The sequence below is a fragment of the Mucilaginibacter sp. AK015 genome, from assembly GCF_014200785.1.
Classification (GTDB): Bacteria; Bacteroidota; Bacteroidia; order Sphingobacteriales; family Sphingobacteriaceae; genus Mucilaginibacter.
Map to the genome: position 1 here is coordinate 137,550 of NZ_JACHCV010000001.1, position 13,912 is coordinate 151,461.

Annotated in this window: 8 protein-coding genes; all 8 read left to right on the top strand. The window is 44.0% G+C overall.

Annotation, left to right across the window (positions count from 1 at the left end; translation table 11 throughout):
* Window positions 1-2 precede the first annotated feature (2 nt).
* The 8 genes from HDC91_RS00600 to HDC91_RS00635 all read left to right on the top strand — a co-directional run bounded on the left by HDC91_RS00600 (window position 3) and on the right by HDC91_RS00635 (window position 13,828).
* Window positions 3-1,388, top strand: a complete 1,386-nt coding sequence (locus HDC91_RS00600) for an SGNH/GDSL hydrolase family protein (RefSeq protein WP_183547444.1) — start codon at window positions 3-5, stop codon at window positions 1,386-1,388.
* A 14-nt stretch (window positions 1,389-1,402) separates the two neighbouring features.
* Window positions 1,403-2,230, top strand: a complete 828-nt coding sequence (locus HDC91_RS00605; protein WP_183547447.1) for an alpha/beta hydrolase family protein — start codon at window positions 1,403-1,405, stop codon at window positions 2,228-2,230.
* A 284-nt stretch (window positions 2,231-2,514) separates the two neighbouring features.
* Window positions 2,515-4,266: a RagB/SusD family nutrient uptake outer membrane protein gene (locus HDC91_RS00610; protein ID WP_183547450.1), complete on the top strand. Its 1,752-nt coding sequence runs from the start codon at window positions 2,515-2,517 to the stop codon at window positions 4,264-4,266.
* A 17-nt stretch (window positions 4,267-4,283) separates the two neighbouring features.
* Entirely contained in the window at window positions 4,284-4,721 is a 438-nt protein-coding gene (locus HDC91_RS00615; RefSeq protein WP_183547453.1) for a DUF5004 domain-containing protein, read from the top strand.
* Between the two features lie 22 nt (window positions 4,722-4,743).
* On the top strand, window positions 4,744-5,745 hold the full coding sequence (locus tag HDC91_RS00620) for a DUF4961 domain-containing protein (protein WP_183547455.1): 1,002 nt from the start codon (window positions 4,744-4,746) through the stop codon (window positions 5,743-5,745).
* A gap of 213 nt (window positions 5,746-5,958) precedes the next feature.
* A complete protein-coding gene (locus HDC91_RS00625; protein WP_370576803.1) occupies window positions 5,959-8,934 on the top strand; it encodes a SusC/RagA family TonB-linked outer membrane protein in 2,976 nt (991 codons plus the stop codon).
* Window positions 8,935-8,961: 27 nt separating this feature from the next.
* Window positions 8,962-10,668 (top strand): RagB/SusD family nutrient uptake outer membrane protein, encoded by a 1,707-nt coding sequence (locus HDC91_RS00630; RefSeq protein ID WP_183547461.1) that lies wholly within the window; start codon window positions 8,962-8,964, stop codon window positions 10,666-10,668.
* Window positions 10,669-10,708: 40 nt separating this feature from the next.
* Window positions 10,709-13,828 carry a TonB-dependent receptor gene (locus tag HDC91_RS00635; RefSeq protein ID WP_183547464.1) on the top strand — a complete coding sequence of 1,040 codons (3,120 nt, stop codon included), beginning with the start codon at window positions 10,709-10,711 and terminating at the stop codon, window positions 13,826-13,828.
* Window positions 13,829-13,912: the final 84 nt, after the last annotated feature.

The following is a 13,912-nucleotide window of genomic DNA, read 5'->3' on the forward strand; positions in this document are numbered from 1 at the left end:
ACATGAAGAAACTCTATTCATTACTCATTGCTATAAGTTTGTGTGCGGGTGCCAGGGCCCAACAGGTGGCGCCGTTTAAAACCGGCGACAGGGTGGTTTTTGTAGGTAACAGCATAACCGATGGCGGCCATTACCATTCTTATATATGGCTTTATTACATGACGCATTTTCCCGACAGGCGTATCACCTGTTATAATGCAGGTATAGGCGGTGATGTTATTGGGCAAATAGCCACGCGTTTTGATGCCGATGTGCTTGCTAAAAAGCCAACTGTATTAACCTTAACCTGGGGAATGAATGATACAGGGTATTTTGAGTGGTACCAAAAAGATGCGCAGGATTTTATTGATAAACGATTGCAAGGTAGTTTTGCAACATACGCAACCGTTGTAGATAAACTAAAAAAGCGCCCGGATATCCGTACTATACTTATAGGCAGTTCGCCATATGATGAAACAACCAAATTCACTACAAAAAATATCTATCCCCACAAAAGCGAAGCGCTTGAAAAAGTGATAAACTACCAAAAACAGTCGGCGAAGGATAATCACTGGGGCTTTGTAGATTTTTATCACCCGATGGATGCTATTAATAAACATATGCAGCTCACCGACAGCGCTTTTAGCTTAACGCCAAACGACCGTATACATCCCGATAACGACGGGCATTTGGTGATGGCCTATCTGTTTTTGAAAGCACAGGGGTTAAATAACCTGCCGGTAGCAGATGTAAGCATTAACGCCGCCGGTAAAAAATTAGTAAAAGCTGTGAATTGCTCAGTATTAAATTTATCATCCACAGCTAAATCTTTATCATTTAATTATTTAGCCAAGTCGTTGCCATATCCGCTCGATACCATTTCACGCGCATGGGGCAATCATATGAAGCAGTCGGATGCATTAAAGGTGGTTCCATTTAACGATGAGTTTAACCAGGAAGTATTAACTGTTAAAAACCTTAAAAAAGGCAGCTACCACCTGTTGATTGATGGCGAAAAAATGGGTACATGGGAAGCGTCAGCATTTGACAAAGGGGTTAATCTTGCAGAAATTACTACCACGCCACAGTATCAGCAAGCTATACAAATACGCGAGTTGAATGAAGAGCGCTGGGACATTGAACGCCGCCTGCGTAATTACATGTGGATGGAGTATGATTTTTTGAAAGATAAAGGTATGCTGTATAACGACAGTAATGCCGCTATGGATAGCGTTAAAAAAGCAGCTGTGAAAAATATTTTTGTGAATGGCAATAAAGATAACTACTCGCGTGCCCGTTATAAAAGCGTGCGCGATGCCTGGCAAAAAGAAATAGATGTATTGATCAATCAGATATACGCTATTAATAAACCTACAACCCATCACATACAAATCATCGCTACCAAATAATACCACCTTATTATATGAATACCAAAAAAACCATTGCGCTATTGCTGCTTTGTGCAACGACGTTTGTGCTTAAAGCAAACGCAGCAACAATTGATACGGCGCTTACCCACAGTGCCGCCATGAATAAGGACCTGAAAGCAGTAGTTATAAAGCCGGCAGATTATTCGGCAGAAAAAAAATATCCTGTTTTGTACCTGCTGCATGGCTTTAGCGGCAAGTATAGCGATTGGATAAAAAAGGTGCCCACTATTTCACAACTGGCCGATAACTATCATATGCTGATAGTTTGCCCCGACGGCAACTTTGCAGGGTGGTATTTTGATAGCCCGATGAATAAGGAATGGATGTATGAAACTTACATAGCCAATGAGTTGGTAAGCTATATTGATAAACACTATGCCACTATAACCAATCGTAAGGGGAGGGCTATTACCGGTTTAAGTATGGGGGGGCATGGTGCTTTTTTTTTGGCATTTAAACATCAGGATATATTTGGGGCAGCAGGCAGTATGAGTGGGGTAGTAGATATACGCCAGTTTGCTGATAGCTATGGTATAGAGCAGGTGTTAGGGAAATATAGCGAGCACCCCGATGTATGGGAACAACATTGTGTGGTTAGTTTGATTTATTTATTAAAACCTGATTCGCTGGCCTTAACCTTTGATTGCGGTTACGACGATGGTATGTATAGCGGCAACCAGGAGTTGCACGAAAAACTTTTGGAACGGAAAATACCCCACGACTATACCGTGCGGCCGGGAGGGCACTCATGGGAGTATTGGGCCAACGCTGTAAACTACCAGGCGCTATTTTTTAGCAGGTATTTTAATAATAAAAGGTAAAACTCGCTACTATCTTTTGAAAACATTTGTTGTTTTAACTGTAAAACTTATTAAAATGCTAAATATAGCTGTTGCTAAATCTCAAATTATCAAAAGTAAAAAATTGTTAAAAAAACTTTGCTAAATCGTTTTTACAATATATATTAGCACATAATTATAAACCAATTATTTAATTTAAGAAGTACCTATATCGTGCAATCCTGTACAGCTTGCTAAAACGATTTTTTATACTTCAGCATACAAAACGCCCGGAATTAATAGCTTTATTATTATAATTCTAAAATATGAGAAAAATTTACTTTAAGCTGGTTGCTTATTCCCTTTTTTTGGCGCTGTTTCTTTTTGCATCGTGTAAAAAAGACGGTTTCCTGGGGCAAACTACCACATCTAACTTAACAGAAGAAACCGTGTTTAAAGATAGTGCTAATACAGTGCGCTTCTTAGCCGGTATCTACGAAAATGTTGGGTTCAGCGCTTCGGCAAAGCGGTTCACTTATGGGCCTTCTCCCTTTAATCAAACACCCAATGGAGGCTTAGATGCGTCGTCTGACGAGGCTGAAGTTTACAACTCTGGCGGTTCTACTGCGCTGGCGTGGGAAACAGGTACCATTAATGCCGCTGTGGTTACCGATGACGCGTACAGAATATCATATACCAATATCAGGTCGGTTAATCAGTTGCTGAAAAACCTGCCCAATGTGCCTATTAATGCTTTTGCGAAGGCGCAAATGAAAGCCGAAGCCCGGTTTTTACGCGCCTGGTATTATGCTATTTTGCTTAAACATTATGGCGGTATACATTTACTGGGCGATAGTATTTATACCTATACGGATAAAATCCCCGCAGGCCGCAACACTTACGAGGAGTGTGTGAACTATATTGTGGCCGAGTGTGATGCTGCCGCAACTGACCTGCCAAATACGCAAACAGGTTTAAATTATGGCAGGGCTTCAAAAGGGGCTTGCCTTGCGCTTAAAGCCAGGGTGCTGTTGTATGCAGCAAGTCCGCTGTTTAATGGGCAATCGCTCACAGGCACAAAAAACGACGCGGTTTTAGGATATCCGGGTTTTGATAAGGAGAGGTGGAGAATAGCGCGGGATGCGGCGGCAGCTGTTATTGGCCTCGGTGTATATCAATTAAATGTAGATAACTCCAAGCCGGGTATAGGATTTCAAAATTTGTTTACCCAGCGGTATAATACCGAATATATATTTGAGCTGATGCGCCCTTCAGATAACTCGGATCTGGAAGAACTGTTTCAGCCGCCATCGCGTACAGGAAAAAATGGTGCATTCCCCTTACAGGGACTGGTTGATGCATTTCCGATGGCAAATGGTAAGGCAATTACAGATCCTACATCAGGTTATGATCCGCAGGACCCTTTTAATGGCCGCGACCCGCGTTTAGATTTTACCGTTATCCGCGACCAAACATTGTTGCAGAACAGGCTTGTTCCTGGCTTCACACCGGTTAATATTTTCCAGGGTAATTACAAGGGAATATCTACTGGCCCGGATGCCGTGCATGTAGGAACATCGACAGGTTATTATACCAACAAAATGCTTTCGCCTAATGCGGTATCACAAGATTTTATGCATAATACCGAAAGGGTACTCCCTTTGATGCGTTATGCCGAGGTTTTGCTTAACTATGCCGAAGCGGCCAACGAATACGAAGGGCCGACAACGCAAGTGTATGCTGCTGTTGAGGCTATAAGGCAGAGGGCGGGTTTAATGCCGTATCAGTTACCGGCAGGCCTTGACCAGGCAGGCATGCGTTTGGCAATCCAAAACGAGCGACGTATAGAACTTGCTTTTGAAGCTCACCGTTTCTGGGATGTGCGCCGCTGGAAGATTGCGGAACAAACCGATAACATTCAAACAAAAGGGCTCGAGATCAATCGAAATGGTAATGCCGCTACCTATACTATTTTTAATGTACGTAAGCGTAATTTCCGCCCGGCAATGTACCTATGGCCACTACCTCAAACCGAGGTTGCTAAATCGCCTGAACTGTTCCAAAACCCAGGATATTAACATTGAAAAATTATTAAATGAAAAAGTTTTACAATATAAAAGGCATGATGTTATTGCTGTTGGTGACGCTGATGGCCGCAGCATGCAAAACAGAAAAAGTACTGCCTAAACAGGAAGCATTGAAAGATATAAGCGGAAGCTGGCAGGTAATAAAAGCAACCCGTAACGGCACCGATTTAGCAGGCCTTGTAGATTTTGGCCAGTTTAGGATAAACTTTGACGGGAGCGGTTACAAACTTACCAACAGGTTGCCCTTTATTGTTAACCAGGATGGCATGTTCGCGCTTGACGACCCAGAGTATCCGTATAAAATAACGTTTACAGCGGCTGGCGGCACACCGGTTTCTACTGCATTTACCTATCCAATAGTAAATGGTAAACGCCAGCTTAGCCTCACTTTTAGTCCGGGCTGCGCTAACAATTCTTACGTGTACGTACTGCAAAAGGTTAACTAAGGCCACAAAACAAAAACAGATTATGAGATCATATTTACATATAAAAGGTAAAATTTTATGGCGGGCGTGCACATGCATAATACTAGGTATAGTATTGGCTTGCTGTGGCGAAGTAATTACCGGAGTAGACCAACCAGCCACAGCAACAGTAGGGGCAACTGTGCCTATCACCGTACATATTTCAATCCCTACTGTAGGCGACGGTGGTCCTGACTACCTGATTTTTGGCTTTTTGGTGCCGAAAGGATGGAAAGCTGCTCAAAACACTAAAGTAACCTATAACAGCCCTGCATTGGGCGGCGGCACCATGACGCTGCTTACCGATGCTACGTTGCCTAAAAATGGCGGGGGTTTAACCTGGCCGGCATACATGAAAAAAACATTTGGGATAGGTGGTAACCTTATTGATGATATGGAGTGGGTGGCCTATCAATCAGATAAATCCTTCACTCACAACGGCAACACTTTTACGGGTGATATATCAATAAATATAAAAGTTGGCGCCGATAATAACAACACGCTTGTAAAGCTGGGCTATGTGATTACCGATAGCGGCAACGGTTTCACCAGTGATGGTAACGGCACCTATTATAGTGAAGTGGTAACCCCTTGCTTTGAGCTAACCGGGGGTACCGGCGATGTAGTAGATTTTTGTAACCCACAGCTTACCATTGTAGATCCGCCTAAATCACTGGACAATGATTTTGTTACCCTGACTTTTGATGGTACCGTGGTAGCAACTCCGCTTAGCGGCGAGAACGAATTATATTTATGTGCAACCGCGTATACCAACGATGGTAAAACCATACAGGTGTGCGAACAGACGGATAAAACACGGATGGTGCAAACAACGGCAACCAGCAAAAGGTATCGCGTAACTTTTTGGCCCAGGGCGTTTTTTAATATAACCGATGCGCAAACCATCACAAAGATGGAGTACTTCGTAACCAACAAAGCGGGAACAACTAAAGTGGGTTACGGTAACACACTCGAACCGTTTGTTTACACCTTTAAGTGCGAATAATAAGCTTTTATATAACAGTGGCATATGCAATAACCTATGCTTGCCCTGCTAAAACGATATTTTAATTTTTGCCAACAATTTAAACTTTATACAATGGCTAAATGCTACTTAAATAAATATTTTACGGCTTTGGTTATACTGATGCTGGCGCTGTGCACAACAGGCCGCGCTATGCAGCAGGATACCACCGCGAAAGTTAATGCCCGCCCCGGCATGGCCGTTGGTGTTGTGCTTGATGAATACGGCAATCCTTTAAAAGGGGTTAAGGTAAGTGTTAAGGGCAAAGCAGATACGGTGAGCACTGATAAAAATGGCAGTTTTGAAATTAATGCTGCTAACAATACAACCCTGGTATTTATACACCCTAATTACAATGTACGCCAGGCCACCGTAAAAGATAACCGGGCAATAACCGTCAGGTTGATTGATACCTACATTAAAACGCCTGCAAAAATCGACGTGCTGTACGGCAAAGCCGATGCAGATAAATACCTGGGTGCTATATCAACGGTATACACCAACCAGCTTACAACTACACCTGCAACGCTTTACACTTATGCGTTACCGGGCCAGCTTTCGGGTTTATATACGCAACAGTACAGCGGCTTTGCAACCCCCCAAACTACCCCGCAAACTCAGGGCGATTTTATTGGTAATGTAGTGTTGCACAACAACTACTCGGCTAATGACAATACCGAGTTTAACCTATACCTGCGTGGCCAGGTGCCGATAACTATTATTGATGGTGTACAACGGGAGATAGCTTCGCTTGACCCGGAAAGCATTGAATCAGTTTCGGTTTTAAAGGACGGATTTTCTAATATATTATTAGGTATAAACGGTTCAAGGGGCGTTCTGCTTATTACCACCAAGCGTGCACAGGCCGGCCCGCCGCGCATATCGTTTACGGCGCAAACAGGTTTACAATCCCCGCTGGGTTTGCCTACACCGTTACCTGCTTATCAGTATGCTTACCTGTATAACGAGGCATTACAGAATGACGGCAAACTACCTATTTACAGCAGTGCCGATTTTAACGCTTACCGCGACCACAGCGACCCGGTGCGGCATCCTGATGTGAACTGGTATAATCTGCTACTACGCGATAATTCGGCTATTACCAGTTATAAACTTAATGTAAATGGTGGCTCGGCAATAGCAAGGTACAGTGTATCATTAAACTACCTTAACCAGGATGGCATGTTTAAAACAGCATCTTCGGTACCATACAATACCAATAATAACCTAAGCCGTTACATCATCAACTCAGACCTGACGGTTAACGTAACTAAAAAATTTGTTGTCGATTTGCAGTTGTTTGGCCGTATCCAGTCGGGCACGCAGCCAGGTGCGGGTTATAACAACATTCTTAGCGGTTTATATTCCACACCAAATAACGCTTACCCGGCTACCAACCCGGATGGCTCTTTTGGCGGGACCACCACATTTACCAACAACCTTTTGTCGCAATCGCAATTTTCTGGTTACCAGCGTACAAACAGTAACGATGTACTGGCCAATTTAGATCTTACCTATGATATGAGCAGCGTTACCAAGGGCTTGTCTGCAAAAGCTAAAGGTAACCTGGCGCTGTCATCACAGGGATTGCTTAACAGGTCGTTGCAAAACAATACCTTTTTAATAAAGCCCGACGACACCTACGCCGGGGTAGGCAGCCCTGTTGCGCAAGTAAATAATTTTACCAGCATATCCAGCGCCCGCTATGCATTTGCGCAGGTGGCACTGGATTACGACAGGCAATTTGGCAAGCACAATGTTACAGGTATGCTGCTATATGATACCCGCTCAGTTAACCTTAATTTCGATTTAACAAGCACAACCACCAACGAGGCTTTTAAAGCCGGTTATAATTACGATGGAAAATACTTTATAGAAGGCGCTGTAAACCGCAGCGGCTACAGCAGGTACCCTCCTGGCAAACAGTTTGGTATATTTTACGCCGGCGGTGTAGGCTGGCAAATGGCTAAAGAAGATTTTATTAAGGATAACCTAAACTTTATAACTTCATGGAAATGGCGCGCCACCTATGGCCGTACCGGTAATGCCAACGTAGATAATTTTGGATACTATAACTTTATTCAAACTTACGGTTCGCCTAATGGCTACCAATACAGCACAGGTACAAGCCGCAGCGATGTACAGGGTATTTTCCAAAACCAGTTAGCCAACCCCTACATCAGTTGGGAAAAAGCTGATAAGATTGATATTGGCGCAGACATTGCCTTGTTCAACAATCATTTCAAAATAACCGCCGATTATTATCATGACAGGTACAAAGACCTGTTGCAGATACGCGGGCGCAATAGTCTGTTATTGGGTACCCCTTACTCAGCAGAAAATATTGGAGTAGTGCTTAACCAGGGAGAAGAGCTTACCTTAACCTATCAAAACAACATTGGCAATTTCAATTACTTTATATCAGGTAACGCCTCTTTACAATACTCAAAAAATGTATTCAGCGATGAAACACCTTCGCCGTACCCGTGGCTGCGCCACACGGGCCAGTCTACACGCGCTGTTTACGCTTACACAGCGTTAGGTTTCTTTAAAGATGACCAGGAGGCTGCAAACAGTGCTACAACTACCGGTTATACCGCGCAAGCGGGTGACGTAAAATATGCGGACCTGAATAACGACGGTGTGATCAATCAGTTTGACATTTCGGCAATCGCCAACAAAAAACCATTGTTGTTCTACGGCACGTCGTTAGGGTTCAATTATAAAGGGTTTAGCTTCAGCATGATCATACAAGGCGTTAAAAACAACGAGTTTATGTTTAACAAAGCAATGGTAAACAGCTTTGCAGGGGTGGGCTTTTTGGGCCTTACCTACGCAGGCCAGGGTTACGATAACCTAACCGGCAGGTGGACGCCCGAAACCGCGTCTACGGCAACGCTTCCCCGCCTTTCGCTTGGTAATGCTAACAACACAGCCAATTCAACCCTGTATGTTCGCTCCGGCGATTATCTAAGGTTAAAAAATGCAGAGATAGGCTACAATCTACCTTATCAGTGGATACATAAATTCAAGTTATCGGGCATGAGGTTATTTGCTAATGGCGAAAACCTGGTAACCCTTTATGGTTATAAAGGTATCGACCCTGAAGTTAGCAACGGTGCATACCCCATACAACGGGTAGTAAATGTTGGTGTAACCGTTAAACTTTAAATTTTGGCCATTATAAAAAATACGATCATGAAAAATCACAAAAAAATTATAGCAGCCATAGCACTGATACTGGCAATAGCAGGTTGCAAAAAATACGAACAGACACCCGTAGACAAGGTGGATATCACGCACATTTTCGACCCGCGGGACTCGGCTGGTACAAACGCGCAGCATTACCTTTACGGTGTATACTCCGTTTTGCGTAACGGCCATAACCGGGTTGGCGGCGATTACCTTGATGCCGCATCAGATGACGCTATTTCTTCGGCATCCGGCCCTTCAAACGTTGTTACTATATTATCTACGGGGTCTTATAACTCCTATACGCTGCCCGCCGATGAAAATTTGTGGGGCACCTATTATGCCGGCATACGCCAGGCTAACGAGTTTGTGAATAACATTGATGTGGTACCGGTATTGGCCAAATACAACGGTTTTTCGATGAAGTATGTTTGGAAAAGTGAAGCCAGGTTTTTAAGGGCAATGTTTTACTTTGAACTGGTAAAGCGTTATGGCGGCGTACCTTTAATGGGCAACCACGTATATACTATATCTGACGATATATCGCTCCCGCGTAACTCTTTTGATGAGTGTATAAAGTACATCGTCAGCGAATGCGACGCTATAAAGGATTCGTTGCTGGTATACCCTATAAGCGACCCGAATGCGGATAGCCATCGCCCAACCAAAGGATCGGCGCTGGCGTTAAAGGCAAGGGTGCTATTGTATGCGGCAAGCCCGCTGTTTAATGGCGGAAATATTGATCCTGCAAATAATTTAACAGGTTATACCAGTTATGATGCCGGCAGGTGGACAGCTGCTGCCACCGCAGCAAAAGATGTGATTGATTTAGGTACCTACTCGCTGCTGCCAAATTTTAAGGATGTGTTTTTAACTCAAAACAATCCCGAAATTTTATTTATGCGCCAGGGCGGCAATAATACTAATGTAGAAACCAGCAACGGCCCTATAGGTTTTACCGCTGCTACCGGTAAAGGCCAAACCAGCCCCACACAGGGCCTGGTTGATGCCTTTCCTATGGCAAATGGTTTGCCTATAGACGACCCGGCTTCGCAATACGACATCAATAACCCGTATAACAACCGCGACCCGCGGTTAACTTATACCATACTTTATAACGGGGCGCAGTGGCTAAACACACCAATACAAACGTTTGAAGGCGGGCAAAGTAAACCTAACGGTTCGTTACAGCAAACTAAAACGGGCTATTACATGCGTAAGTTCATGGGCAACTTTGAGAACACCAACTCATACAGTGCGCATAATACCGATTGGTTGATAATGCGTTATGCCGACCTTTTATTAGGTTATGCCGAAGCCCTGAATGAATCTGCGGGGCCAACTACCGATGTTTATAACACTGTTATAAGTATACGCAAACGCGCAGGCATTGCAGCAGGCGCCGACAATCTGTATGGCTTAAAGACCGGCATGACCAAAGACGAAATGCGTACAATAGTGCAAAATGAACGCCGTATTGAACTTGCTTTTGAAGAGAGCCGTTACTGGGACATACGCCGGTGGAAGCTGGCTGAAAACACCATGAACCAGCCCCGCGAAGGCGTTAGTATTGTGCGTGTGGGTAATACGCTTAACTATAACCCTATTGATGTGCTTACAACCAGGTTTAATGCGCCAAAAATGTATTTATACCCTATACCATACGATGAGGTGCAAAAAAACCCGAATATGAAACAAAACCCCGGATGGTAATTACCCTAACGATCAATTAAACTAAATTAATTAAGCAATTATGAGAAAAATAATACTTTTCTTTCAAATAATATTTACGTTGCTGCCGATGGCTTTGTATGCGCAAAATACAACAGTTACGGGCAAGGTGCGCGATATAGCAGGGGTTTTGCCGGGGGTATCGGTTGTAGAAAAAGGTATACCTACCAACGGCACGATAACCGATGTGAACGGCCGTTTTACGCTTACCTTAAAAGGGCAAACCAATACCATTATAGTGCGATTTATTGGCTACATAAACCGGGAACTAAAGGTAGAGGCCAACAAACCACTTGACATTATTTTGCAAACAAGTACAAACGGCCTTGACGAGGTATCGGTAGTGGCGTACGGAACGCGCAAGCGTATTACCAATACAGGTGCGGTAAGCTCTATATCTGCCGGCGATATACGTACCGTGCCCACAGCCAATGTGCAAAACGCGCTGACAGGTAAGCTGCCCGGGTTTTTCTCGCAGCAGGGATCGGGCCAGCCGGGTAAAGATGCGTCAGACTTCTTTATCCGCGGGATAAGCTCGTTAAACCCTGCGGGCAACCAACCGCTTATTATTGTAGATGATATTGAGTACAGTTACGACCAGTTGCAACAAATAAACGTAAACGAAATTGAAAGCATCTCTATCTTAAAAGATGCATCTACAACCGCTGTATATGGTATAAAGGGCGCAAACGGCGTGTTGGTGGTAACTACACGGCGTGGTAAAAGCGGTACCCCAAAAGTGAATTTAAGGGTAGAGGGCGGCGTGCAGCAGCCAACTAAAACGCCAAAGTTTTTGGATTCTTACAATTCGGCTTTGCTGATAAACGAAGCGCAATTGAACGATGGCCTCCCGCAAAGCTTCACACCGGAAGATCTTGCTCATTTTAAAAATAACGACGACCCATACGGCCACCCGAATGTAAACTGGTACGATAAGATATTTAAAAAACAAAGTTATCAGGCTAATACTAATTTAGATATTTCGGGCGGTACACAAGCGCTTAAATACTTTATATCCGGCGGGGCATTAAACCAAAACGGTTTGGTACGCGATTTTGCCGATCCGCAAAGTTTGGTGAACACTAACTATTACTTCCGCAGATATAACTTCCGTTCAAACCTTGATCTGAAGGTTAATAAAACCCTCGATCTGCGTTTAGATGTAACAACACGTTTTTCTGATCTTAACCAGCCCTACAATCAAAACGCGGTAGGCGAGGTTTACAACTTTACCAAAGAAACGCCCTTTACATCGCCTTATTTAAACCCTAACGGTTCCTATAGCTATGCTTATTCAAACTTTAACCCCGACCACCTGCCTACACTAAACGCAAGGTTGGCAACCGGGGGATATCAGCACTCGCGCAGAACCGATTTTAACTTCCTGTTTGGGGCCACACAAAAGCTGGATGCCATTACGGATGGGTTATCATTGTCGGGCCGTGTTGCTTACTCCAGTGTAGAGCAGTATACCAAGCAGATATTTAACGAGGGGATTCCGTCATACCATTACAATCCTGTTATGGACCAATACTCCCTTCGCCCCGGCGGAACGTATGTTTATCAAAACTATGGCTTAACAGGTAATACAGATATTAATACCAACAATTATAACCTGCAGCTATTTCTTAATTACGACCGTACGTTTAGCAACACCCACCATTTTTCGGGCCTGGTGCTTTTTAATCAACGGTCAAATACACTATTTGCCCAAAATCTTTTATCAGGAGATTTAGTAGGTGTACCGCAAAAGTTCAGGGGGGTGTCGGGCAAAGTATCGTATGATTATAAACAGAAATATCTGATAGACTTTGACCTGGCATATAACGGTACCGACCGTTTTGCCGCCAACCATCGCTTTGGTTTATTCCCCGCGGTTAGTGTTGGTTACAATATCATAAAAGAGGATTTCTTTTCTGAGGCACTGCCTGTCTTCAGCCTGTTTAAATTACGCGCCAGTTACGGTTTGGTAGGCTCTGATGCCGCGCCCGGTAACCGGTATGTGTACAACCAGGTTTATAACAACGGGGGCGGGTATAACTTTGGCCAATCGCAGCAAAACTATGTTACCATTTACGAGGGCGCGTTGGGCAACCCAACAGTAGTTTGGGAACGTGCCCGCAAACTGGATATAGGTGTGGATATGAACCTGTTTCGTGATAAAATATCGGTAACCTTTGATTATTTTCATGATATACGCGACGACCAGTTGATTACACCGGGAAGTGTGCCTTTAATATTGGGTGTAGGCTTGCCTGCTGTTAATATAGGTAAAACCCAAAATCAGGGTTTCGATGGGCAGATAAGCTATCATGGCAATATTGGTCAGTTCCAGTACAACACCGGTTTTGTTTTTTCGTATGCTAAAAATAAAATACTATTTCAAGACGAGGCCGCACCTGCTTACCCCTGGTTGGCACAAACAGGTTACTCTATTGGCCAGCAATATGGTTATCATTACCTGGGGTATTACACGGCTGATGATATTGCGGCCATCACCACTTATAAAAACGCCCACCAGGGCTCAAATGCGGGTAATCCTATCGCCTTGCCAGATAATGGCATAGCACTGCAACCCGGCGATCTGCGCTACCAGGACTTAAATGGCGATGGTGTTATAAACGTATTTGATAAACGGGCCATTGGTAACCCAAACCTGCCTAATACAACCCTGGGCCTTTCGCTGCAGGCGGCTTACAAAGGTTTTAGTGTAAGTGTATTGTTCCAGGGTTCCTTTAATTATAGCTTCGCTGTAATCGGCACCGGTATCGAGCCATTCCAGAGCCAGTTTCAACCTATACATCAGGAACGGTGGACGCCAGAAACAGCCTCTACAGCAAACTTCCCAAGGCTGGGCTTAAACCCTACATCGGTAAACAGCCCCACTTCGTATTTTAGCGACTACTGGCTTATCAACGCTTACTACATCCGTTTAAAAACTATTGATATTGGCTACCAGTTGCCAAACAAATTGTTACCATTCAAGATCAATAACGCGAGGGTATACATGAGTGCATATAACCTGTTTACGTGGGATAACTATAACAAATATCAGCAGGACCCGGAGATATCAACCAACACCGCCGGCGATGCTTATATTAACCAGCGTGTAATTAACCTGGGTGTACAGTTGGGTTTTTAAGTAATAAATAAACGGGCAGGGGTCATCACACGAAAGTGGTTGATCCCTGTTTGCTTTTACACCATTGGTCATATACAGTTGGGC

Bases quoted from the DNA above. Each gene is read 5' to 3' on its own strand.
- HDC91_RS00610 (WP_183547450.1), top strand. From the start codon at position 2,515: ATGAGAAAAATTTACTTTAAGCTGGTTGCTTATTCCCTTTTTTTGGCG.
- HDC91_RS00620 (WP_183547455.1), top strand. From the start codon at position 4,744: ATGAGATCATATTTACATATAAAAGGTAAAATTTTATGGCGGGCGTGC.
- HDC91_RS00615 (WP_183547453.1), top strand. From the start codon at position 4,284: ATGAAAAAGTTTTACAATATAAAAGGCATGATGTTATTGCTGTTGGTG.
- HDC91_RS00625 (WP_370576803.1), top strand. From the start codon at position 5,959: ATGGCCGTTGGTGTTGTGCTTGATGAATACGGCAATCCTTTAAAAGGG.
- HDC91_RS00635 (WP_183547464.1), top strand. From the start codon at position 10,709: ATGAGAAAAATAATACTTTTCTTTCAAATAATATTTACGTTGCTGCCG.
- HDC91_RS00630 (WP_183547461.1), top strand. From the start codon at position 8,962: ATGAAAAATCACAAAAAAATTATAGCAGCCATAGCACTGATACTGGCA.
- HDC91_RS00600 (WP_183547444.1), top strand. From the start codon at position 3: ATGAAGAAACTCTATTCATTACTCATTGCTATAAGTTTGTGTGCGGGT.
- HDC91_RS00605 (WP_183547447.1), top strand. From the start codon at position 1,403: ATGAATACCAAAAAAACCATTGCGCTATTGCTGCTTTGTGCAACGACG.